Origin of the sequence: Klebsiella sp. WOUb02, from assembly GCF_050058015.1 — a bacterium.
Classification (GTDB): domain Bacteria; phylum Pseudomonadota; class Gammaproteobacteria; order Enterobacterales; family Enterobacteriaceae; genus Klebsiella.
Genome location: NZ_CP170110.1, coordinates 392,995 through 415,981, shown reverse-complemented (window position 1 = coordinate 415,981; position 22,987 = coordinate 392,995). Strand labels below are relative to the sequence as shown.

Sequence of the window (22,987 nt, the reverse complement as noted above, 5' to 3'; positions counted from 1 at the left end):
CTCGCGCATGGATGTCCGCGTGACTACAGCCTGCGAGAGGCTTTTTAAACATAGACTAAACCGAAGGGCTATTCTTATTGTCAGAAGCAGAGCAAAAGACAATTATCGCCAGCAATATTACAGGCCCGGGAAAAAGAGATGGAGTGGTGGGTAAAAAAGGTCTGCGCAGAAACGGTCCGCGTGGTTTTACAAAGCGGACCACTGCTGATAATTGCCGAAATTGAACCCTGCCGCTGCGGCTTAAGCATCGGCGATAAGCTCACGCCGCAGGCCGACGCGCGGTACGGTATCAACGATAATCCCGCGGTGACCCTAAAGGTGAAAAAGGCGACACACTTCAGCCCCGAGCGCTGGGCCGATAGCGCTCACGCCGAGGCCAAATAGCCGCCAACAATAATCATCAACTGGTTCTATTTGCAGTATTTTCATCGTTCAGCCGCTGAAATTACCCTTCGCTCTTTTCCGTCTGTGACATACTATCGAACACGTCAGCAGACCTGAAACAAGGAGCGAATGATGAACCACAAGGCCGCCAGTCTGACCCCGGAACAAGCGCTGAGCCAGCTAGAAACGCAGTATGAGCAGTCGGTCAATGCGCTACGTAAAGCCATTGGCGAGTACATTAGCCATAACGTACTCCCTGACGAGGCCGTCCGTGCCCAGGGGCTGTTTGTCTATCCGCTGCTGTCCGTCTCCTGGGACGGCGCCGATCACAAGGCCCTCAAAACCCGCGCCTGGGGCCGCTTCACCCACGCCGGCTGCTACACCACCACCATTACCAATCCTAAGCTCTTTCGTACCTACCTTCTCGAACAGCTAACCCTGCTGTATGAGGATTACGGCGCGCACATCAGCGTTGGGCTTTCGCAGCATGAAATTCCCTACCCTTACGTGATTGACGGTTCCGCGCTGACCCTTGACCGCTCGATGAGCGCCGGCCTGACCCGCCATTTCCCGACTACCGAACTGTCGCAGATTGGCGATGAAACCGCCGACGGCATATTCCACCCGACGGAAAACCATCCGCTTTCCCACTTCGATGCCCGACGCGTCGATTTCTCGCTGGCCCGCCTGCGCCACTATACCGGCACGCCGGTCGATCATTTCCAGCCGTACGTGCTGTTCACCAACTACACCCGCTATGTGGATGAGTTCGTGCGCTGGGGCTGCAGCCAGATCCTCGATCCCGACAGTCCCTATATCGCGCTCTCCTGCGCCGGCGGGATCTGGATCACCGCGGACACCGAAGCCCCGGAGCAGGCGGTTTCCGATCTGGCGTGGAAAAAGCATCAGATGCCCGCCTGGCACCTGATCACTAAAGATGGTCAGGGGATTACCTTGATTAATATCGGCGTCGGCCCCTCTAACGCCAAGAATATCTGCGATCATCTGGCGGTACTGCGTCCTGACGTATGGCTGATGATTGGCCACTGCGGCGGCCTGCGTGAAAGCCAGACCATTGGCGACTACGTGCTGGCGCACGCCTATCTGCGCGATGACCACGTGCTCGACGCGGTGCTGCCGCCGGATATCCCAATCCCCAGCATCGCCGAGGTCCAGCGCGCGCTCTACGATGCCACCAAGCAGATCAGCAGCATGCCGGGCGAAGAGGTGAAACAGCGCCTGCGCACCGGGACGGTGGTCACTACCGACGATCGCAACTGGGAGCTGCGCTATTCCGCCTCGGCGCTGCGCTTCAACCTCAGCCGCGCCGTCGCTATCGATATGGAAAGCGCGACTATCGCCGCCCAGGGCTACCGCTTCCGCGTCCCGTACGGCACGCTGCTGTGCGTCTCGGATAAACCGCTGCACGGCGAGATAAAGCTCCCCGGCCAGGCCAACCGTTTTTACGAAGGGGCGATTTCAGAACATTTGCAGATTGGCATTAAGGCTATCGATCTCCTGCGGGCCGAAGGCGATCATATGCATTCGCGCAAGCTGCGCACCTTCAACGAACCGCCGTTCCGCTAGTTTCCCTTCCGGCACTCCCCTGCGCGCGATCCGGAGCGCGGGGGCACGCATCGCTTAGCGGCTAAACGCGGTATCTTCGTCGCTCCTACACCAGACCGGCTTCGGCCCCCTGCTCCCAGGCCGTGAGTATTCGCATAATGGCCAGCGAGTCTTCGGCTCTCGCCGCCGGTCGCGCCACCTCCCGCGCCCCCTGCGCCAGCGCGCTGCCGACCGCCAGCACCTGATAGTCGAACGCGTCGCCAGCGGCGGCGATATCGATATAGCGGGGTTCTCCCGCGTAGGGGATGACGGCGATGCGGTTGCCGCTCGCTTCCGGCAGCCAGGGATTGCTCTCAATCCGCAATGAACCGGCGCTGCCCTGGATGCTGAAATCCCAGAACATGCCGTAATCTTCCGTACAGTGCAGGGAGGCCACCGCCCCGCCGGGCCAGCTCAGCATTGCGCTTGCCTCGGCGAGATTGCCATCTGCGCCCCGGCGGCCCATCGCCGCCAGACGGTAAGCGCCCGCCGCTTCGCCGAGGCTGTGCTGCATCACCAGATGCGCTAATGAAGCCGGATAGCAGCCGAGGTTGTAAATCGCGCCCCGGCTGTCCGGGTTAACCAGATGGGCAATATCGGCGCCGTAGCGGGCCGTCACCGACCGGATTGGCCCCAGCTCGCCGCCGTTGAGGATATCGATCAACGCGGCAATCAGCGGATGGTGCAGATACATCAGGCCTTCCATAAAGAAGACGCGATGCTCTTCTACCGCCGCCAGCGCCGCTTCGGTCCGCGGCATATCCACCGACAGCGATTTCTCGCACAAAATGGCTTTTCCGGCCCGGGCGGCCTGAATCACGAAATCATGATGAATATGGTTTGGCAGGGCGATATAGACCACGTCAACGTCAGGATCGGCGATAAGCCGCGCGTAGTCGTCAAACAGGCGCTGCGGGGCGTATTTTTCGCCAAATGACGCCAGACCGGCGGCAGAGCGCCCCGCCGCCGCATAGAGACGGTGCCCGGGCGCGCGGGCGATAGCTTCGGCCATCACCCCGGAAATAAAGCTGGTACCCAGGATACCCCAGTTAATCATGGTCATGCTCCCCACCGACGCGCGCCGGTAATGTGGTTTCGAAAACCCGTACCAGGCTGACCCACCCGGCGCGGATAAACGCCTGGGTATGCGGCAGGGTAAAGTGCCGCTGATGGGCCGCCGGATCCTCATAGCGCTCCCAGAGAATAAACCGCCGCGGGTCGGCATTATCCTGCCATGCCTGGGCCAGGGTGCAGCCCGGCTCCTGACGCATCGCGGCGCAGAAGGCATCGATAGCGCGATGTCCCTCCTCGATGGACCACCGGGCGTTAAGGGTAATTTCGGCGGTAATGAAGTGGCCGCTGCTTTCCATATTGATCCTCTTGCTGTGAACCCGGCGGACGTCCTCAACGTCGGTTCCGCGCCGGGGTGTCGTTGATTAGTGCCCTGTCGGGTAGTGCAGATTCAGGTAGCCACTGGCGACCCGCTCATCGATTTCGCGCGGAACCGGCACCACGCAATCGGCGCGCGTGGCGTGACCCCGCGCCACCGCCTCCAGGCAGCGGGACTGCAGCGCAAAGCCGAGATCCATCGACTCAATCGAGTTGCCGAGCGGGCGCGGGCCGGCCAGGTTCAGCATATGGCCGTCGGTCAGAATGCGGATCCGCCGGCCGTTGGCCAGGGTATAGCAGGTGATCCCCTCGGCGAAGCGCGTAATATCGCGGACGTCGCGGTGGGCGGCGATATCAGCCACGTCAAGCTCGGTCGGGAAATGGCCGGCGTTGGCGAGGGTAACGTTATCTTTTAATAGCGCCAGATCTTCAGATCCGATTATGCGCCCGCCGCCGGTCACGGTGATAATCAGGTCGGCGCTGCGGATCGCCGTCTCCCGCTCCGGGGTATCAAAACCGTCCAGATGCGCGCGCAGGCGCTTGAGCGGATCGCTATCCACCACGCTGACTTTGGCGTTAGCATTGCGGAAGTTATACGCCACGCCCATACCGCAGGCGCCGTAGCCGAACACGGTCACGCGCTGGCCGTTGGTTATCCGGTTCGTCACCCGCATGTATGACTCCAGCACGCTCTGGCCGACCGCGTGTTCGTTTTCCGCAAACTGCTTAATCGGGCTGTCGTTGATAACGAGGATCGGGCGATTGAGCTCGGCCCGTTTCATCGCCAGGCGCATGCGTCCAGAAGTGGTTTCCTCGGTGCCGCCCAGCAGGGAGTCATACGGTTGCTCGAGGAACAGCTCGAACAGATCGCCGCCGTTATCCAGCAGCATATCCGGTTTTGTGGCCAGCACCTGCTGCAGGAATTCACGATGACGTTCGGGATCCTGGGTGGCTTCGCCAATCACCCGAACCCCCTTCTCACGCAGCCACGCCAGCGTTTCCGGCTGGGTTGAGTTGAGGTTCCCGGTGGCGACTATCCCGGCGCCGCCGTCGCGTAGCGTCATTAACAGCGCCACGGTTTTAGGCTCGAGGTGAATACCGGTACCAATGGTCAGCCCGGCAAAAGGCCGGGTTTCGCGGAACTCACAGGCAATCTCCTGCAGTAAGCGACAGTTCTCTTGCACCCACTCAATACGACCAGGCATAGCGTTTTGCTCCTGAAGTTAATCTCGCAGTTGTCACACCGATCGGCGTCCGCCGGCGGCGAAGATCGACATCATACGTATGACTTCGTTAGCTGAGCGTGACGGCTGTCTCAAATTAAGTAATACGTATGACTTCATGAGGAAACCGCCGGGGCATGGTTTGCAGCGCATCCTTGTCTAACCCGGCAACCACAGGCATCATAACCGGCGTGAAAAAGGAGACGACATGGCTGAAAGAGGAAAAACGCGTCCGGATCCCCGGTCTGGCGAACGCGAAGGCGCGGTGACCAGTACGATGGTGGCGCGGGCCGCTAACGTATCTCAATCCACCGTGTCGCTGGTGCTCTCGGGAAAATCCGCCGGCCGCGTATCCGCCGCCACCCGGAGCCTGGTCGAAGAGACCGCGCGGCAGCTGGGCTATCGGCCCAACGTTTCCGCCCAGACGCTACGCACGGGGATCGTCAAAACCCTCGCCTTCGCGGTTCCCGACCTGCAGCAGCCCTTTTTTGGCCAGGTGCTCTATGCCGCAGAGCTTTTCGCCTGCCAGCACGGCTACAACATCATCCTGATCGACACCCTCGCCGACGCGGACTGGGCCGGGCGCCTGCTGCAGATGTTCAATAGCCATACCATCGCCGGCTGTATCGTCTACGCCAGCGACAAAGAGACCGAGCGGCGCCTGGCGCCCATGCAGGATCACGTCGTCTATATTGAAGCCGATGACGAGGCGCTAAGCGGTATTGATCTTAATACCGCCAGGGTGATGAAAACCGTGGCCGAACACCTGACCGCCCTCGGGCACCGGCGCATCGGCTACCTTGCCGCCCGCTACCCGCGAGCGCTGTTCCAGCGTCGCTTTGACAGCTTCGTCGAGCAGCTGGCGCTTCTGGGCGTCGCCTTTGCGCCGCAGCGTCGCCTGTTTTCCAGATTCGGCGTTGAGGAGGCGACGGCGTGCGCCCTGCAGCTGCTGGAGAACGATATTACCGCCGTAGTCTGCGATGACGATCTGCTCGCCGGGGCGCTGTACCGCGCGGCCCGGAAAATGGGCAAATCGATACCCGGCGATCTCTCCGTTATCGGCTTTAACGATGTGGAAATCGCCCGCCTGCTAAGCCCGGAACTCACCACCATCGCCATTCCCGCAGAAGAGATTGGCCAGCGCTCGGTTGCGCTGCTGCTCGCCCAGCTCGGCCCGTCGCACGCCCGGGAGAGCCGGACAAAGCCGGCGATCCTCGATCTGCACCTGCGGCTTCGCGGCTCAACCGGGCCGCTGGCGAAGTAGCCTCCTGCCGGGACCGCGCCTAAAAATCACCGCCATCCGCCTCGCCGGATGCCGCCGGTTCTGCGGCATCGTTGCGCGCATCCCGACGATAGTAGCCGGGGGCCACGGCCATCACCCGTTTAAAGGCGCTGCTGAACGCGCTTTCGGAAGCGTACCCTACCCTTGCGGCCACCTCGGCGATCGCCGTCCCCGCCATCAGCTCGCGCCGCGCCAGGTACATGCGCCACTGGGTTAAATAGGCCAGCGGCGGGATCCCCATTCTTTCGCGAAACCGCACCGCCAGCGAGGTTCTCGACATCCCGGCGCTTTTTGCCAGCGCCTGCAGGGTCCAGCCGCGGGCGGGTTCGCCGTGAATGCAGCTCAGCACGAGGGAGAGTCGCGGATCGGCAAAACCCTGCAGCCATCCCTTATCGTCCGCCGGCGCGTCGGCAAGCCAGGCGCGCAGGGTCTGGGTGAAGAGCAGCCTGGGTCAGCCCGGCCACCATGCTTGCGCGTCCGGGACGGCTGCTGTTCATCTCAACCACCAGCTGCTTAAGCAGCCAGGAGATCGGTTCAGCTTCGGCAGCGCCGCCGCGCACGTGGATCAGCGGCGGCAGCCCGCTCAGCAGCAGCGTCTGGCGGTCGGCATCCAGCCGGACCTTGCCGCCGAGCATGGTGAAATCCTCCCCCTGCCCCAGGCGATAGCGGTCATCGTCGTCGCGTTCAACCGGCGCCTGCCCGGCGTCGGGGATCAATTCGGCCGCGCTGGCCAGCGTCAGGGTCCGCGTTCCGTTGGTAATCAGCACATCGCCGCTCTCCGCCAGCAGCGGAGCCGGCAGGTCATCGAGCGCATACCAGCAGCGCCCCTGGGTTACCGCGCAAAACTTAATCGCGTCGAGGTTGGCAAAACGGCGCGCCCAGGCCCCACCGGCCACCAGGCGGCCGGAGAGATCGCAGCGCACCTGCAGGAAATCGAGCAGATCCGATAGCGGGTCAACGCCTAAATTTGAACTATCACGCATAAAAATAGCATTTTCACGGCTTCATCGTACGGTGACGGCACTCTACCATGTAACAACCCCTTTTGTCCCGGAGAACGGCTATGCTCACCCCTCAATCCCCTGTTGTTTCAGGCTTCGGCGCGACCTCCACGCCCGAGGACATCATGCACGACGTCGACCTTAGCGGAAAATGCGCCATCGTTACCGGCGGCCACGCGGGAATTGGCCTGGAGACCGTCAGGGCATTGCGCTCCGCCGGCGCCAGAGTCATCGTTCCCGCCCGCGACGTGACCGCGGCCCGGGCCGCCCTTGCCGGTATGCCGGACGCTATCGTGCTGCCGCTGGATCTGCTGAACCCGGACTCCATTGACCGCTTCGCCGACGCGGCGCTCGCCGAAACCGACGCCGTCGATATTCTGCTGAATAACGCCGGTATTATGGCGCCGCCTCTCTCCCGCGACGCCCGCGGGTTCGAATCGCAGTTTTCCACCAACCATCTCGGCCATTTTCAGGCTGACGCTGCGGCTTTGGGACGCGCTCGTCGCCTCGGGGAGCGCGCGCGTCGTGGCGCTGTCATCCCTCGGGCACCGCTATTCCGCGGTCTGCTTCGACGATATCCACTACCGGCAGCGGCCCTACGATCCCTGGCGGGCCTACGGCCAGTCGAAAACGGCCAACGCCCTGTTTGCCGTACATCTCGACAGGATCGGCCAGCCGTTGGGCATTCGCGCGTTTTCGGTACATCCCGGCAGGATCCCCGCTACCGGGCTGAGCCGCTTTATGAGCGCGGAAGAGCGAGCCGCCGTCGCCCGGGCGGCGCAGGTTGGGCCGGACTTTGTACCGTCGCCGCTGAAAACCGTGGCTCAGGGCGCGGCGACGAGCCTGTGGGCCGCGACCAGCCCGCAGCTGGCCGGCATGGGCGGAGTGTACTGCGCGGACTGCGACATCTCGCCGCAGGTCGCCGACGATAGCCCCGACGTCAGCGGCGTGCGCCGCTGGGCGATGGACCCTCTGCAGGCCGAGCGTCTGTGGGACCTTTCGCTCAGGATGCTCGGGCAATAATTTTTTTAGCCACACGGGAGAACGCTATGCCGCTTAATCACTACATTACCCTGGGACGCTCCGGGCTGCGGGTCAGCCCGTACTGCCTCGGCACCATGACTTTTGGCGAAGAGTTTGGCTGGGGCGCCAGCCCGCAGGAGTCGTTTGCCATGCTCGATGAGTACCGCAGCCGCGGCGGCAACTTTGTCGATACCGCCAATATCTACACCGCCGGTCATTCGGAGCAGATCGTCGGCGACTACATTAAACACCGCGCGCTACGGCGCGATGAGCTGGTGCTGAGCACGAAGTTCTACTGCAATCTCTTCCCTGGCGATCCGAACGGCGGCGGCGCGGGGCGCAAGGCGCTGATCCAGCAGTGCGAGGCCTCGCTGCAGCGCCTGCAGAGCGACTATATCGATATCTACTGGCTGCATAACTGGGACCGGACCGCGCCGATTGAAGAGACGCTGCGCGGGCTCGACGATCTGGTCACCGCCGGCAAGATTCGCTACGTCGGCTTCTCGGATATTCCGGCGTGGAAAACCGCCGAAGCGCAGACCATCGCCCGCTTTCGCGGCTGGGCGCCGATCATTGCGCTGCAGCTCGAATACTCCCTGTTGGAACGAACCGGCGAGGGGGAACTGTTCACGCTGGCGCAGGAGATGGGCATGGGGATTATGCCCTGGTCACCGCTCAAAAGCGGCTTCCTGAGCGGTAAATTCAGGCGCAACGGCGAAGGCAGCGTCGACACCCGCCGCAGCGGCATGGTCGGCATGCCGTCGCCGGCGGACTACGATGTTATCGAAACGGTTGTCGAGATCGCCTCGGCGCTTAACGTCAGCCCGGCGGCGGTGGCGCTGGCGTGGGTCAGATCGCAGCCGGGAGTCAGCGCCACGCTGATTGGCGCCCGGCGGCTCGATCAGCTGAAAACCAACCTCGACTCGCTGGAGGTGACGCTATCGGCCGGACAGATCGCCCGGCTCAGCGAGGTTTCGCAGCCGAAGCTCAACTTCCCGGCTGAAAACAACGCCACCCTGGCGCCGATGCTCGCTTTCGCCGGCATGACCGTGGATGGTAAAACGATCCCCTCTTTCAACCTCCACGCCTCCTGAAAGAAGGCGATCGCGGTACAGCCCGCGCGGCGTTTATCCCCCGCCGCTCGGGCAACCTGATGGGTTTTGCGATGGCTACGAAGCCTAACAATATTTGCTCAGGGAACGCGCGGAGAAACTAATCCAGGTCACGGTGGCATTGATGGATGATGTCGGTCAGCGCGCTTTTTACCTGCGGGTCCCTTTTATCGTAGAAGAAATTGACCAGCGTCTGTTTGCCCGATTTTCCCATGTCGATATTCGCCACCGCATCGCGGTCTCGTAGAAGGTTATATCTTTTATCGCCATTGGGCAGCGGATCGTCTTGCTCAAGATAAAATTGATGGCGGAGTGACTGATACTGCAGACATCCCTGGGTACGTTCTACGCTGGCGGAAAAATACTCCTCTTTCAGTTCGGTATTTTTGACCTTATCGATAAAGCCCGAACATCCTGACAGCATAGCCATAATGGCGGCCAGATAAATTATTTTAAACATCAGCTTCCTCTGCGGGTTAAAAAGGGGGAATAGCGGCGCTATTGTCCGCGAATCCACCTCAACCAGCTATCAACAATAACCACTAAGGCCCAGAGGAGAAAGGTCGGTTACGCCCCGCCGCGCAGCATCGTGCAGAAGGCGCAGTGGCAGCCGGGAACCGGCGTCGCGCTGCAGGTCCCGAGTATTGAGGTCTGAAAGCCGGCGTCGTTGTGGCTATAGAAATTGCTGACGATGCTCTCTTCCGCCTTTTTCAGCTGGCCGGCGCTCGCCTCAGAGACCGGCGCGCTTTTAGCCTGGAAGGCCCAGGCGGCCGGGGAACTAAAAGCAACGGTTAAAAGTACTATGCGATGAATTTTCATATCAGAAGCGCGTCCCGGGCCAGTTATTGATGTGAAAACCCTACCACAGCGCCCGTTCGGCGCCAGCGCTATATTGCACAATAAATACATTGTTACAATATAACATCCACCTTTACACCGGTCGCAGACTATCCAGGACGGAGCGCTTTGTTTATATTGCGGATGTTATCATATAACACCATCGGTTCTTCGTCTCAGCGCTGACCTCCGCAGATCGTTTGCCCGGGTTGAGTCGGGCAGGGACGGATCAACTGGAGAGTCTATGGCGCAGCCCCCTCTACCCGAGAATCGCCCTCGGGCCACGTCGCGAAACCGGCGTTTGCTCATCGCGCAGGCTATTCTGTATGGCCTTCTCGCTATCGCTGGCGCGATTTATCTGTTTCTGCACTCTTTGCCGCGTCGGGATTCTGGCTTCCCGTGACGCGCCTGATGCTCGCCGCGGTGCTGGTCGCGCTGGCGTTTGTCGAAAACGCGCTGCGCTGTGAAGGCGGCGGGATGCAGGACCCGCCGCCCGCCGATAGCCCGGCGCAAGAGCCGACGCTCCTGAGCCGGGTGCTGCCGGAAAGCGCGCAGGCCTGGCTCCGCCATTTCCATCAGCATCTGGCCACCACCCTTATCGCCTCCGCGCTGGCCGGCGCCTTTGCCATCGCCAATATCGCGGACGCCCGGTCCGTTGATCTCGCCGACGCCCCGCGGCCGATCGCCGTCGGCTTCTTTATCCTGCTCTGCTTTACGCTGCTGCTGCTTGAACGCACGCTCAGCTTCCGCCCCCTTCGCGGCTGGCCCCATCGGCAGCAGCACGTGGGGATCGCCCGCCTGATGCTCAGCCTCTTCCTGCTACTCACCCTCTCCCTGCTGGCGGCGATGGCTTTCCCCGCCCCCGCGCTGTGGGGCATTAAGCTGGCGAGCCTGATGCTACTGCTGGTGGCGCTGGAGTATACCCTGCGCGCGCTGGCCGCGATGGCCTCTCCCCCTGCGGCGGACTCCGCTCCCCGCCTGCTGACCCGCAGCCTGCTCGCCGCGCTGTATCAGTGGCCGCCGCGGCCGCTGCTGCGCGTGCTGGACGCATTTCAGCAGCGCTTTGGCGTCGATCTGCGGCAGATTCAGGCTTTTCGTCTGATGGGCAGCCGGCTGCTGCCGGTGACCGCGGGGATCGCGGCGCTGGGCTGGCTGCTCAGCGGGCTGACGGAAGTGCAGCTGCATCAGCGCGGGATATATGAGCGCTTTGGCCGGCCGATCGCCGTTCTGGCTCCCGGGCTGCACGCCGGATTGCCCTGGCCCTTTGGCCGGGTTGTCGCCGTCGAGAACGGCGCGGTGCATGAACTCCAGCTCAGCGATATCGCCGAGGCGGCGCAGGCGGATCCTCAGCCCGACGACGCCGCAGAAGGCCCAGCTCCGCAGAGCAGCTGGCGGCTCTGGGATAGCAGCCACGCCACGGACCAGTCCCAGGTCATCGCCAGCGCCGCCATGGACCAGCAGAATTTTCAGATAGTGAATATGGATATCCGCGCGATCTGGCGCATTGGCCTCAGCGATCGGGATGCGCTTAACAGCCAGTATCAGACCGAAGACCTGGCGCTGATGATTCGCAGCATCGCCCGGCAGATACTGGTGACCCAGTTCGCCAGCAAACAGCTCGATGAGCTGCTTGATGAGCAGCGGGCGACGCTGGCCAGCGAGCTCACCCGGCAAATCCAGCAGCGTCTTACCTCCCTCAATACCGGCGTGGAGCTGCTGTTTACCCGCATAGAGGCCATTCATCCCCCCGCCGGCGCGGCTAACGCCTATCACGGAGTGCAGGCCGCGCAAATTGCGGCAAATGCGCTGATCGCCCGCGAACAGGGCTATGCGGAGAAGGTCAGCCGCGAAGCGCAGCGTAACGCCCTGACCAAACTGAATAACGCCGAGGCCTCCGCCGCTGAAAACCTGGCGCAGGCCCGGGCCGCCGCGGTGACCTTCAGCGCGGAACGCCAGGCGTCGCAGCAGGCCGGAGAGGCGTTTATGACCGAGCGGCGCTATCGCATTCTGAGCCAGGCGTTGGCCCATACCCCGCTGCTGATCCTCGATAATCATCTCCAGGGGAGCAGCCAGCCGGTGCTCGATCTCCGCCAGTATTCCGCTTTATCCGACAGTACCGCCCCACAGAAGGCCAGCACACCATGAAGATCCGCGCGATAACCGCCGCCCACGCGGCCCCGAACGCCGTTACGCGGCAGATCGTCCCGCCCGCCCCGCTGCGCCGCAGGCGCGGTATTCGCCTCGCCGTCGCGGCGTTGCTGGTCACCCTGGCGGTATTAACCGCCTGCCTGCTGGAGGTCCGCGCCGGAAGCGCCACCGTGGTGACCCGCTTTGGCGATCCGGTACGCGTCCTGCTCGCCCCCGGTCTGGCGTGGCGGCTGCCGGCGCCGTTTGAAACGCCGCTCGACGTCGATCTGCGCATCCGCTCCACCTCCAGCGGCCTGCAGGACGTGGGCACTCGCGACGGTCTGCGGGTGCTGGTGCAGGCCTGGGTTATCTGGAAGGTCAAACCCGATAACGACAACGTGCTGCGCTTTATCCGCGCCGTGCAGAACCAGCCGGACGAGGCCGCCCGCCAAATCCGCACCTTTATCGGCTCGGCGCTGGAGACTACCGCCAGCAACTACGCGCTGTCGGATATCGTTAACGTCGACGCTAAAAAAGTCAAAATAGCCCAGTTGGAGGGCCAGCTGCAGTCGCAGCTGCAGGCCCAGCTGCTGAAAAGCTACGGCATTGAACTGATCCAGACCGGGATCGAACGGCTGACCCTACCGGCCGTCACGCTGAACGCCACGGTGGACCGCATGCGCGCCGAGCGCGAAACCATCGCCACCGAACGCACCGCCGAGGGCAAACGTCAGGCGGCGGAAATCCACTCCCGGGCGGATCGCGACGCGCGCATTCTGCAGGCCGACGCCGCGGTGAAAGCGGCGGCCATTAGCGCCGACGCCCAGCGCGACGCGGCCGGCATCTACGGCAAGGCGCGGGCCAGCGACCCGCAGCGTGTACGATCTGCTGCGTTCGCTGGATACGCTCAGCACGATCGTTAACGCCAGCACCCGCCTGGTGCTGCGCACCGATGCGGAGCCGTTCCGTACCCTGGTGCAGGGACCCGCGCCGTTGACCGGGACGCAGCAGCCATGACCTCAGCATCGCCGGGCTCAACGCCCTGGGGACAGTCCTGGCGCATCGCCTTCTTTACGCTGTATGGCGCGGCGCTGCTTGCCGCCGGCGCGTGGCTGTTCTCCTGTATCCATCAGGTCGCCCCCGACAGCCGGGCGGTGGTCTTTCAGTTTGGCAGGCCGATCCGCGTGGAGAACGCGGGGCTGCTGTTCGCCTGGCCGCATCCCGTCAACAGCATCGAACTGGTGCCGGCCGCCGAACGCATTCTCGAACGGGACGTGGCGGTGCTGCGCCGCGACCAGCAGCTGGAGCGGATCAACAACTGGGAGCGCGACGGCGATGCCGGCGCCGGAGCGGGCTATCTTTTAACCGGCGATGAGGGCGTGGTGCAGCTGGACGTCCGCGTATTCTGGCGGGTCAGCGACCCGATCCGCTTCGCGCTACAGCGTGCGCATATCGAGCCGCTGATCGATCGCCTGACCGAACGTGCCGCCGCGGTCGTCTGCATGGAGCGCGGTCTGGACGCGATTCTGGTTGCCAGACCGGAGAGCCCGCAGAACGATCGCCACTCGGCGGAGGAGCGCATCCGTCTGCGCAGCGACTTCAGGCGCAGCATGGCGCAAAGCCTGGCGCAGATGGCCGCCGGCGGCAACGATCCGGGGATCGTCATCGAGCGCGTCGATATCGTTTCATCCCTGCCGGCTAACGCGGTAGCGGCATTCAACGCCGTGCTCACCGCCAGCCAGCAGGCCGACAAGGAGATCGCCAGCGCGCGAACCGCGGCTACGCTGCTGGGCCAGCAGGCGCAGCAGCAGGCGGATCGCATCATCCAGCAGGCGCAAGCCGGCCGTCAGGAGACCCTGGCGAAGGCCAACGTTGATACCCGGACCATCCTGCAGGCTGGCGCAAACCCGGCGCGACGGCAGCGATGGCGGACTGCTGCTACGTCTGTGGCGCGACGCGGTAGGCCGCATTCTGTCACAGGCCGGACAGGTCATTACCGTCGCCCCGGGAGACGACAGTCGCCTGATCCTGCAGGGCCTTCCACCCCAGCCGGCCACGCCGCCGGCCAGCGAGAAATCACCATGAGCCAGTCGTGCAGCCACGGACATATTCACTTCAGCAATAGTCTCCAGACCCCGGCGGAGCGGCGGCGGATGGCGCGCCGGCTAACGCTGGCGATGATAACCCTCGGGCTGCTGCTGCTCAGCCTGCTCTGGCGCGCCGTCGCGCCGGATCAGCCGGCGATCGGCGATATTCTGGCCGGCGTGGCCTGGCTGCTGGTTGCCGTGCCGGTATTTCGCGCCGGCTGGCACAGCCTGCTGCATCCGGATCTGCACGGGGTGACCGACCTGCTGATCGTGCTGGCGATGCTGGGCGCGTGGGCGCTGGGCGATCTGATGACCGCCGCGCTGCTGCCGGTGATCATGATCTTCGGCCACATTCTGGAGGAGCGCAGCGTTATGGGCACCCGCCAGGCCATCGCCGGCCTCAGCAAGCTGGCGCACAGCCGGGCGAGACGCCTGCGCGAGGACGGATCGCTGGAGAATATCGGCAGCCAGCAGCTGCGGCCCGGCGACGTGGTTGAGGTGCGTGCGGGCGATCAGATTCCCGCCGACGGGAAGATCCTCTCCGGTAACGCCAGCCTCGATGTGGCCTCCATTACCGGCGAATCGGTCCCGGCGGAGGTCTGCCCGGGGATGTCGGTCTTCGGCGGAACGCTAAACCTCAACGGCCTGCTGCGCCTCGAGATTACCCATACGGGCGAGCACTCCACCCTCGGAAAAGTGCTGGCGCTGATGCAGGATGCCGAGCGGGCAAAACCGCCCATTACCCGGATGCTGGAGCGCTACGCCGGACATTATCTGATCCTCGTGCTGCTGATCGCCGCGACGACCTGGTTTTTGACCTTCGACAGCCAGGCGATGCTGGCGGTGCTGGTCGCGGCCTGCCCCTGCGCCCTGGTGCTCTCCGCCCCGGCCACCTCGATGGCGGGGATCGCCGTAGCCGCCCGGCACGGCATCCTGATCCGCAACGCGGCCTTTCTTGAAGAGCTGGCGGACGTTGATGCGGTGATTATCGATAAAACCGGCACCCTGACCCAGGGGCGTCTGCGGCTGGTTGACGTGGCTCCGGCAACCTCGCGCCCGCGCGAGTCCCTGCTGCAGCTGGCCTCGGCGCTGGGTGCCGCGAGTAATCATCCGGTCAGCCGGGCGATGGTCGGCGCTCCCGCAGCAGATGGAGAGATTCCGCTGCGGGAGGTGGAGGAGATTCAGGGCCTGGGGGTCGTCGCCACCACCGCTGCCGGCCAGGCTTTGCTGGGCAGAAAAGAGCTATTTGACCGCTATCGGATCGCGGTGGCGCCGCTCCCCGACCACGACGGCCCGACGGTCGGTATCGCTGAAGGCGGCGTTTTTCTCGGCTGGCTGCTGCTCGATGATACGATCCGCCCCGAGGCGCCGGAGGCCATCGGAATGCTGCAAAAGCTCGGCGTCGGCCGCTTCCTGCTGCTGACCGGCGATCGCCTGGCCGTCGCGCAGCGCGTGGCGCAGCGGACGGGAATTGACGAGCCTGGCGGCCGAAGTGCTTCCAGCCGAAAAGCTGCAGCAGGTGCAGCAAGCCGTCAATGAAGGATGGCGCCCGATGGTGGTTGGCGATGGGATCAACGATGCGCTGGCGCTCAAGGCCGGCGCCGTCGGTATTGCTATGGGCAGCAACGGCGCCGATATCGCGCTGGCTTCCGCCGACGTGGTGCTGACCGGCAGCGACTTACGCCGCCTGCCGCTGGCGGTAAGGCTCAGACGCCAGTGCCGCGCCACCCTGCGGGTCAACGTATTTATCGGCCTCGGCTGGACGATTTTAATCGTGATTGCCGCGGCGATGGGGCTACTCGGCGCGGCGGGCGCCCTGGTGGCGGCGATATTGCACAATCTCAGCATCCTGCTGGTGCTGTTGAATACCGGGCGGCTGCTGCAGTTTGATGACCGGCCGCCGCCACCTGTCCCGCCGGCGGATTAGGCGCGAAACGCGGCGGCGATATCCCTACAATTTTCACCTTGATAACGATAACTATTTTCATTTAAATAGGGGCCCCTTTTCGCTAAACACGCGCAGCGATGCGCGGCCGTTGGGAAGCTATCTTGTCAGCGTTTGAGCGTTACTATACGGAACTGTTCCGCTTTCTCAGTCGGAAACTGCGGGACACACACCTTGCAGAGGAGCTTACCCAGGAGACGTTCAGCCGCGCGCTGGCCTCTTCTGAAAAGGTGTCATCGCACCGCGGCCTGCTCTACCATATCGCCAGAAATCTTCTGGTCGATCGCTATCGCCACCGCCGCGCGCATAGCGAGGAGACAGCGACGGATGAGCTGCTGGCCCCGGGTCATGAGCAGCCGGATAGCCTGATTGAAAAACAGCAGTATATCGACCGCCTCGTTGCCACCATTGAACAGCTGCCGCCACGCTGCCGCGAGGCATTTATCCTGCACCGCATTGACGGCCTGTCGCAAAGCGAGGTCGCCAGCAGAATGGGCATTTCAACCAATATGGTAGAAAAGCATATTATTCGGGCCATGCTGGCCTGCCGCAGTCTGTCGCGACAGCTGGCGTGAAGAACCGCCCACAAGGAAGCCGCGATGACCCATCAAGACCAGCAGACTATTGCTGAACAGGCGATCCGCTGGCTGCTGCGCCAGCGGGAAGGGATGACCCCCGCCGAGCGCGCCGCCTTTCAGCGCTGGCTGCAAACACCGGCACATCAGGCCGAATACGACGACCTGCGCGAGCTATGGCAGGAGACCTCGCGCCTGCCGCATCGCGATATCGCCCATCTGCGACCGGCCGCGCCGCGCCGTTCGCTCTGGCGCCCGCTGCGCTGGGGCTGCGCGCTCCTGTTGCTGGCGGCGATCCTCTTTTTCCCGCTGCGCGACGAGTTTGCCGCGCCGATCTATACCGCCAGCTGGCACACCGGGCGCGGCGAGATACGCCAGGTCGATCTGCCGGACGGCAGCCGAATATCCCTTGATGCCGGAACGCAGTTAACCGTCCGCTATTTTGCCCACCGCCGGGAGGTGGTGATGCCCCAGGGGCAGGCCTTCTTTAAGGTTACCCATCAGCCGCAGCGCCCGTTCGAGGTGCTCAGCGGTCCAACCCGGGTCACCGTAGTCGGCACCGGGTTCAGCGTGCGCTATCTGCCGCATACCCTGAGCGGCGACGGTACCGACGTGGCGGTCAGCACCGGCGCCGTGCGCGTCGGCCCGCGCGGGATCTGGCAAAACCGCTGGTGGCGCGCGATGCAGCGCCTGCACCTGCCGCAGGCCGCCCGCTACCTCACCGTACTGCAGAGCTCGCAGCGGGCCACCAGCGACGCCAGCGGCATGCTGGCGTCCCCCTCCCCGCTGCCGGCGGAAAATATTGCCGCATGGCGTGACGACCGTATCGTTCTGGAGAATATCCGCCTCGATATGGCGCTGGCGGAATTTGCCCGCTACGGCGAAGTGCCGCTTACCCTCGACTCGCCGGCGGTTGCCGCCCTGCGCGTCAGCGGCAGCTTTGCGATAACCCGAGTGAACAGCTTTGCCGCCGCGCTGCCGAGCGTGCTGCCGGTAAAAATAAAGAACAAGGATAATCAATACATTATTAGCCTATCCGCGGCGGCGGCAAAAAATAATCAAAACTGACGTCAGGGTTTTCCCTCCCGCTTCGTCTTCAGAGGAGAATGATTATTATTCGTTATAACTCTGGGGATGAAGAATGGCTGTTGTTTCCATTTGGCGTGCGTTTCGCACCCACCATATTGCGCTGGCCGCGGCGCTGCCGGCCTCTGCCGTTTTTGCGGCAACGACGCTGAACGTTTCGCTGCCCGCGCAGCCGCTGGCGGCCTCTTTAAATCAGTTAGTCAAACAGGCTAACGTCCAGCTGATCGTCGCGCCTGCCACCCTTACCGGCAAAACCGCCCCGGCCGTTTCCGGCGCCATGACGCTTGATGCCGCGCTCGGCCGGCTGCTGGCAGGCAGCGGGCTCCGCTGGTCCCTAAACGGCGATACGGTCTCCGTGACGCCGGACGCCGCGGGGGAAGAGACGATCACCGTCATCGGCGGGGGTAGCGCATCGGCGGAGGTGGCGCAACAGACCACCAGCGCCAGCAAAACGGATACCCCGCTGCTGGAGGTTCCGCAGTCGGTTTCGGTGATTACGCGCCAGCGGCTGGATCGCCAGAACGTGCAGAGCGTCACCGAAGCGCTGCGCTACGTACCCGGCGTCAAGACGGAGACCTACGGCGTCGATCCTAAAGGCTACGACTGGATCTACATCCGCGGCTTCAACGCGCTGACCACCAATGATTACCGCGACGGCCTGCGCCAGCTCAACAACAGCTACAGCTATTTCCGCACCGAACCCTACGCGCTTGAGCGTATCGATATCGTCCGCGGCCCCTCTTCGACGCTGTTTGGTCTGGGAGACGCCGGCGGGATTATCAACCGGGTCAGCAAAATGCCGGATGCCCGCGGCGTGCATGAGGTGGAAGTTCAGCTCGGCAGCTTCAACCGCCGCCAGGCGCAGTTTGACGTCAGCGACAGGCTGGATGATGAAGGCCAGTGGCTGTACCGGGTCGTAGGCCTCGCCCGCGACAGCGATACCCAGTTCCAGTATCAGAACGGCCCGCAGGTGGAAGATAACCGCCTGTACCTGGCGCCGACGCTGACGTGGCTTCCCTCCGCCGATACCAGCCTGACCCTGCGCGCGGACTATCTGCGCGATACCTCCGGCGGCACCATTGCCGTGCTGACGAAGCCCGGCGGGAAAATAACCGACACGCTGCTGGGCGACTACAGCTATAACCGCTTTCGCCAGCAACAGTTCACCGTCGGCTATGAGTTCAGCCAGCAGCTGACGGAAAGCGTTCAGTTTCGCCAGAACCTGCGCTACGGGCAGACCGATACCATCCTCAATAACCTGCTGCCGGGCGATCCGGATTTCGCCAACGGTACGCTGGCGCGCAACGCCGTGCGCTTTGACGAACATATGCACGCGTTCAACGTCGATAACCAGCTGCAGATGGACTTCAACACCGCCGTCGTGGCGCACCGGCTGCTGGCGGGGGTGGACTACAGCTGGCTGGACGGAAACGCCAGGCGTTTCGGCGCCGTCGCGCCGCCGCTCAACATCAATCACCCGGCCTACGGCATGGAGATTGCGGATCCCACCTATGCGCTCAACAATAACGATCAGACCACCGCGCAGCTGGGCCTCTACTTACAGGATCAAATCCACCTGACCGATAGCTGGCTGCTGACCCTGGGCGGACGCCACGACGACGTCAGCATGCGCACGCGTAATCACCTCGACGAGACGACCTCATGGCTGGATAAAGGGGCATGGACCGGCCGGGCGGGGCTGACCTGGCTGGCGGGAGGCGGCCTCGCGCCCTACATCAGCTATGCCGAATCCTTTGTCCCCAACAGCGGGACCGACCGCCAAAACCGCACCTTCGAGCCCAGCAAAGCGCACCAGTACGAAGTCGGGGTGAAATATCGGCCGCACGACAATCTGCTGATGACGCTGGCGGCGTTTGACATCACCAAAACCAACGTCCTGACCAACGAAATCGCCAACGGCACGCCGACCGGCTACCAGGTCGCCTCCGGCGAAATTCGTTCCCGCGGCATTGAGTGGGAAACCCAGGCGCAGATCACCGGCAACCTCGATGCGCTGGCGTCCTATACCTGGAACGAGACGGAGATAAGCAAAAGCAACAACGGCGACCAGGGAAAACAGCAGGCTAACGTGCCGAAGCAGATGGCCTCGGCGTGGGTGAACTACGCGTTTCGCCAGGGGGCGCTGGATGGGCTGCTGCTCAGCACCGGCGTGCGCTATATCGGCAGCATGTACGGCGATAACGCCAATACGCTGCCGGTCAAAAACGTCACCCTGGTCGATGCCGGCGTGAAATATCAGGTGAATCAGCATATTCAGCTGGGGTTCAACGTCCAGAACCTGCTCGACCATCACTACATCGGGACCTGCGATGGCGACACCAGTCTGCTATCCCGGCCAGGAGCGGACCTTCATCGGCTCGCTGAAGCTTAACTTCTGATGTCAAAAGGAATCAGCCGCCGCGCCTGCCTGCAGGCGCTCATTCTGCTGCCGATGGCGGCGCGGGCCGCGCCGGCGCGCCTCGATAGCCGCCGAATTGTCGCCATTAACTGGGCCGCGGCAGAAACCCTGCTCAGCATTGGCGTGACGCCACTGGCGATTTCCGACAGCCGCTACTTCCGCCAGCGGATCGTCCAGCCCGTTCTGCCGGCCGGGGTGCTGGACGTGGGGCCTTTCTGGGAGCCGAATATGGAAATGCTCGACGCTCTGCGCCCCTCGCTGATCGTTAGCGACGTGCTGCCCGCGGCGATCATGGCGAAAATGGCGACGATTGCGCCGGTGGAAACGGTCACCGCCTACTCCGAACCCGGCGATCTGTGGCGAGGGCTCGGGGAGTGGACGCGAGGGATGGCTCATCGTCTGGGCGCCGAGGCGGCCGCCGCGCGCTGGCTGCAGCAAACGGCGGCAGACATCGCGACGTTGCGCCGGCGGCTGGCGGCGCGCGAAAAGGCGAAAATCCTGGTGATGGTCCTCGATCAGGATGGCAAGTACGCCACGGTCTATGGTCCCGGCAGCCTTGCCGATGCCGTTTTAGGCCAGCTTGGCCTCGTCAACGCCTGGCAACAGCCGGTGAGCGCGATCCACGTCGCGCGGGTGCGGGTCGAAGCGCTGGCGGACCTTCCCTGCGACTGGCTTTTTTATACCGAGCTGCCGACCACCCTGACCCGTTTGACGCGGGCCCGGCAGCCCAACGGCTTGTGGCAGCACCTGCCGATCGTCGCCGACCGCCGCGCCTCCCGGCTGGAGCACTTTTTCCCCTTTGGCAGCCTGGCCACCGCGGTCGGGCTGGCCGGGCAGATCGCCCGGATCCTGGAGCGCGCCGCATGAGACTATCGCCGGCGATCGTCGGCCTTTTCATCTGCGCTGCCACAGCCGTCGCCCTCACCGGCGGGAATTACCTGGCGCTGACCGCGCGCTATCCGGCGTCGCTGGCCTCGCTGCTGCTGACACAAAGCTTCTTGCCGCGCGTCGCCGTCAGCCTGCTGTGCGGCGCCGGGCTGGCGCTGGCGGGATTACTGTTCCAGCAGGTGTTGCGCAACCCGCTGGCGGAGCCGGGTACGCTGGGCGTTGCCGCCGGCGCGAACCTGGCGATGTCGGCGGCGTTGGTCTTCGCCCCCGGGCTGCTGGCGCTCGGCTTGCCCACTCTGGCGCTGCTGGGCTCAACGGGGGTGATGCTGGTCCTCGTCTGGCTGACCGCGGGCCGTCATTTCGCGCCGCTCAGCGTGATTCTGGTGGGAATGGTGCTCAGCCTGTATGGCAACGCGCTGAATACGTTACTGGTGCTTTTCAACCACGACTACCTGAGCGATCTCTTTAGCTGGCAGGCCGGCGCGTTAACGCAAAGCGGCTGGGCCAGCAGTCAGGTGCTGGCCGCCGTGCTGCTGCCCTCGGCGGCGGTCAGCCTGCTGCTGCTGCGCCCGCTGACCGTTCTCGGGCTATCGGAGCAGCATGCCGGCTCGCTAGGGGTGTCGGTTCCAAAGATTCGCCTCATGACCCTGGCCATCGCGGTGCTGCTCAGCGCGGCGATCGCCAGCCAGGTGGGGATCATCAGCTTTATTGGCCTTGCGGCGCCGGCGATGGTCAAAGCCGCAGGGGTTCGCCGCCTCGGACGACAGCTTGGCCTCACCCTTGTTACCGGCGCGGCGCTGCTGCTGCTGGTCGATCAGCTGGCCTTACGCTACTCCCCCGCCGCCGGCGATATCCCGGCGGGCGCGGCTACCGCGCTGCTCAGCGCGCCGCTGCTGCTGGTGATGCTGCTCCGCCAGCGCGTAACCGGCGGCGTAGTGCCGACGGGCGACGGCCGGGCCAGGCCGCCGTTCACGGGCCGCCATGTGCCGATCCTGATCCTGCTGCTGGCGCTGGCGATACTCGCATCTTTGTGGCTCAACCGGGAACCGCCGGGCGCGGTGACCGCTCACCTGCTGGCCTGGCGCTGGCCGCGAACGGCCGGCGCGCTGTGCGCCGGAATGATGCTGGCCTGCGCCGGGGTGCTGATTCAACGTCTAACCGGCAACGTGATGGCCAGCCCTGAGCTCACCGGTATCAGCAGCGGCGCCGCGCTGGCGGTGCTGCTGACCGTCCTTTTTACCCCCGTTCCGCTGACCTTCCTGCTGCCATCGGCGCTGTTCGGCAGCCTGATCGCCATCGCGCTGCTGTTTTTATTGGGCTTACGCAGTCGGTTCAGCCGCCAAAAAATGGTTCTTATCGGGCTAAGCCTGACCAGCTTCGCCGGGGCGCTGAATATGGTGCTGATGCTAAGCGGCGATCCGCGCGCGCTGATGTTGCTAAACTGGAGCACCGGCTCCACCGCCAATATTGATGCCGCGACGGCGGGCGGCGCCCTGATTGCCGCCGCGATCCTCTGCCCGCTGGCGCTGCTGATGCAGCGCTGGCTGACGCTGCTCGGGCTGGGGCAGCTCAGCGCGCAGTCTGCGGGCATGTCGCTGCGGCGCAGCCAGCTACTCATTTTGCTGCTGACCGCGCTGCTTACCGCGGCGGGCACGCTGCTGGTAGGGCCGCTCAGCTTTGTGGGTTTACTGGCCCCGCAGTGCGCGCGGCTGCTGGGAGCGCACGCCGTGCGCCAGCAACTGGTAACGGCGGCGCTGGCCGGCGGGCTGTTAATGGTGCTGGCGGACTGGCTGGGGCGCAATATCGCCTGGCCGTGGCCGGTGTCGGCAGGCCTGCTGACCGCCTTTATCGGCGCGCCGTGGTTTTTATGGCAGCTACGAAAAACCGCCTCTCTTTAATACGACGACGTCGTTCGCCGCGGACAGAAAGCAAAAAACCCGCTTAAGTTTCCCGGGGCAGCATCGCCGAAGTAAGCATCGGAGAGCCGGTCCTGAGTCCAGACAC

General features: G+C 63.8%; 22 protein-coding genes and 1 pseudogene. 16 read left to right on the top strand and 7 right to left on the bottom strand.

The genetic code is table 11. The features are described 5' to 3' along the window. The first annotated feature begins 138 nt into the window (after positions 1 to 138). Both ABOC21_RS08610 and ABOC21_RS08605 read left to right on the top strand, forming a co-directional pair. Positions 139 to 384, top strand: a complete 246-nt coding sequence (locus ABOC21_RS08610; protein WP_426814260.1) for a histidine kinase — start codon at positions 139 to 141, stop codon at positions 382 to 384. A gap of 132 nt (positions 385 to 516) precedes the next feature. After that, positions 517 to 1,971, top strand: a complete 1,455-nt coding sequence (locus ABOC21_RS08605; RefSeq protein WP_426815443.1) for an AMP nucleosidase — start codon at positions 517 to 519, stop codon at positions 1,969 to 1,971. 85 nt (positions 1,972 to 2,056) lie between these two features. Here ABOC21_RS08605 and ABOC21_RS08600 read toward each other — a convergent pair whose 3' ends face one another. The 3 genes from ABOC21_RS08600 to ABOC21_RS08590 all read right to left on the bottom strand — a co-directional run bounded on the left by ABOC21_RS08600 (position 2,057) and on the right by ABOC21_RS08590 (position 4,583). Beyond that, positions 2,057 to 3,046, bottom strand: coding sequence for a Gfo/Idh/MocA family protein (locus ABOC21_RS08600; RefSeq protein ID WP_426814259.1), 990 nt, complete (start codon positions 3,044 to 3,046; stop codon positions 2,057 to 2,059). Beyond that, positions 3,039 to 3,359, bottom strand: coding sequence for a putative quinol monooxygenase (locus tag ABOC21_RS08595; RefSeq protein WP_426814258.1), 321 nt, complete (start codon positions 3,357 to 3,359; stop codon positions 3,039 to 3,041). Before ABOC21_RS08595 ends, ABOC21_RS08600 begins: the two co-directional genes overlap by 8 nt. 66 nt (positions 3,360 to 3,425) lie before the next feature. Next, positions 3,426 to 4,583: an adenosylhomocysteinase gene (locus tag ABOC21_RS08590; RefSeq protein ID WP_426814257.1), complete on the bottom strand. Its 1,158-nt coding sequence runs from the start codon at positions 4,581 to 4,583 to the stop codon at positions 3,426 to 3,428. A 226-nt stretch (positions 4,584 to 4,809) separates the two neighbouring features. Here ABOC21_RS08590 and ABOC21_RS08585 point away from each other — a divergent pair, with 226 nt between their 5' ends. Beyond that, a complete protein-coding gene (locus ABOC21_RS08585) occupies positions 4,810 to 5,865 on the top strand; it encodes a LacI family DNA-binding transcriptional regulator (RefSeq protein WP_426814256.1) in 1,056 nt (351 codons plus the stop codon). A 19-nt stretch (positions 5,866 to 5,884) separates the two neighbouring features. Here ABOC21_RS08585 and ABOC21_RS08580 read toward each other — a convergent pair whose 3' ends face one another. Further along, positions 5,885 to 6,232: a helix-turn-helix transcriptional regulator gene (locus ABOC21_RS08580; RefSeq protein WP_426814255.1), complete on the bottom strand. Its 348-nt coding sequence runs from the start codon at positions 6,230 to 6,232 to the stop codon at positions 5,885 to 5,887. Positions 6,233 to 6,272: 40 nt separating this feature from the next. Continuing rightward, positions 6,273 to 6,866 carry a cupin domain-containing protein gene (locus ABOC21_RS08575; protein ID WP_426814254.1) on the bottom strand — a complete coding sequence of 198 codons (594 nt, stop codon included), beginning with the start codon at positions 6,864 to 6,866 and terminating at the stop codon, positions 6,273 to 6,275. 80 nt (positions 6,867 to 6,946) lie between these two features. On the opposite strand from ABOC21_RS08575, the pseudogene ABOC21_RS08570 reads away from it, so the two are divergent. The 3 genes and pseudogenes from ABOC21_RS08570 to ABOC21_RS08560 all read left to right on the top strand — a co-directional run. Then, positions 6,947 to 7,315, top strand: a pseudogene (locus ABOC21_RS08570) (SDR family NAD(P)-dependent oxidoreductase); the annotation flags it as partial. A 94-nt stretch (positions 7,316 to 7,409) separates the two neighbouring features. Beyond that, a complete protein-coding gene (locus tag ABOC21_RS08565; RefSeq protein ID WP_426815602.1) occupies positions 7,410 to 7,907 on the top strand; it encodes a hypothetical protein in 498 nt (165 codons plus the stop codon). A gap of 26 nt (positions 7,908 to 7,933) precedes the next feature. Next, complete coding sequence (locus ABOC21_RS08560) at positions 7,934 to 9,001, top strand: aldo/keto reductase (RefSeq protein ID WP_426814253.1); 1,068 nt, start codon at positions 7,934 to 7,936, stop codon at positions 8,999 to 9,001. 118 nt (positions 9,002 to 9,119) lie between these two features. On the opposite strand, the gene ABOC21_RS08555 is transcribed toward ABOC21_RS08560, so the two are convergent. Together ABOC21_RS08555 and ABOC21_RS08550 are read right to left on the bottom strand one after the other, a co-directional pair. Beyond that, complete coding sequence (locus ABOC21_RS08555; protein ID WP_426814252.1) at positions 9,120 to 9,479, bottom strand: hypothetical protein; 360 nt, start codon at positions 9,477 to 9,479, stop codon at positions 9,120 to 9,122. A gap of 107 nt (positions 9,480 to 9,586) precedes the next feature. Continuing rightward, positions 9,587 to 9,838, bottom strand: a complete 252-nt coding sequence (locus ABOC21_RS08550; RefSeq protein ID WP_426814251.1) for a hypothetical protein — start codon at positions 9,836 to 9,838, stop codon at positions 9,587 to 9,589. A gap of 417 nt (positions 9,839 to 10,255) precedes the next feature. On the opposite strand from ABOC21_RS08550, the gene hflK reads away from it, so the two are divergent. The 10 genes from hflK to fhuB all read left to right on the top strand — a co-directional run bounded on the left by hflK (position 10,256) and on the right by fhuB (position 22,881). After that, complete coding sequence (gene hflK, locus ABOC21_RS08545; RefSeq protein WP_426814250.1) at positions 10,256 to 12,001, top strand: protease modulator HflK; 1,746 nt, start codon at positions 10,256 to 10,258, stop codon at positions 11,999 to 12,001. Beyond that, positions 11,998 to 12,906: an SPFH domain-containing protein gene (locus tag ABOC21_RS08540; RefSeq protein ID WP_426814249.1), complete on the top strand. Its 909-nt coding sequence runs from the start codon at positions 11,998 to 12,000 to the stop codon at positions 12,904 to 12,906. Before hflK ends, ABOC21_RS08540 begins: the two co-directional genes overlap by 4 nt. Further along, positions 12,860 to 13,000, top strand: coding sequence for a hypothetical protein (locus ABOC21_RS08535; RefSeq protein ID WP_426814248.1), 141 nt, complete (start codon positions 12,860 to 12,862; stop codon positions 12,998 to 13,000). Before ABOC21_RS08540 ends, ABOC21_RS08535 begins: the two co-directional genes overlap by 47 nt. Beyond that, the gene (locus ABOC21_RS08530) at positions 12,997 to 15,609 is read left to right on the top strand and encodes a heavy metal translocating P-type ATPase (protein WP_426814247.1); all 2,613 of its coding nucleotides are present in this window, start codon (positions 12,997 to 12,999) and stop codon (positions 15,607 to 15,609) included. Before ABOC21_RS08535 ends, ABOC21_RS08530 begins: the two co-directional genes overlap by 4 nt. Beyond that, positions 15,563 to 15,997 (top strand): hypothetical protein, encoded by a 435-nt coding sequence (locus ABOC21_RS08525; protein ID WP_426814246.1) that lies wholly within the window; start codon positions 15,563 to 15,565, stop codon positions 15,995 to 15,997. Before ABOC21_RS08530 ends, ABOC21_RS08525 begins: the two co-directional genes overlap by 47 nt. 98 nt (positions 15,998 to 16,095) lie before the next feature. Continuing rightward, on the top strand, positions 16,096 to 16,590 hold the full coding sequence (locus tag ABOC21_RS08520; RefSeq protein WP_426814245.1) for an RNA polymerase sigma factor: 495 nt from the start codon (positions 16,096 to 16,098) through the stop codon (positions 16,588 to 16,590). Between the two features lie 24 nt (positions 16,591 to 16,614). Beyond that, positions 16,615 to 17,658 (top strand): FecR family protein, encoded by a 1,044-nt coding sequence (locus tag ABOC21_RS08515; RefSeq protein WP_426814244.1) that lies wholly within the window; start codon positions 16,615 to 16,617, stop codon positions 17,656 to 17,658. Positions 17,659 to 17,731: 73 nt separating this feature from the next. Next, positions 17,732 to 20,068, top strand: a complete 2,337-nt coding sequence (locus ABOC21_RS08510; protein WP_426814243.1) for a TonB-dependent siderophore receptor — start codon at positions 17,732 to 17,734, stop codon at positions 20,066 to 20,068. Positions 20,069 to 20,074: 6 nt separating this feature from the next. After that, entirely contained in the window at positions 20,075 to 20,962 is an 888-nt protein-coding gene (locus ABOC21_RS08505) for an ABC transporter substrate-binding protein (protein WP_426814242.1), read from the top strand. Continuing rightward, positions 20,959 to 22,881 carry a Fe(3+)-hydroxamate ABC transporter permease FhuB gene (gene fhuB / locus ABOC21_RS08500; RefSeq protein WP_426814241.1) on the top strand — a complete coding sequence of 641 codons (1,923 nt, stop codon included), beginning with the start codon at positions 20,959 to 20,961 and terminating at the stop codon, positions 22,879 to 22,881. The genes ABOC21_RS08505 and fhuB overlap by 4 nt, the downstream gene beginning before the upstream one ends. Positions 22,882 to 22,987: the final 106 nt, after the last annotated feature.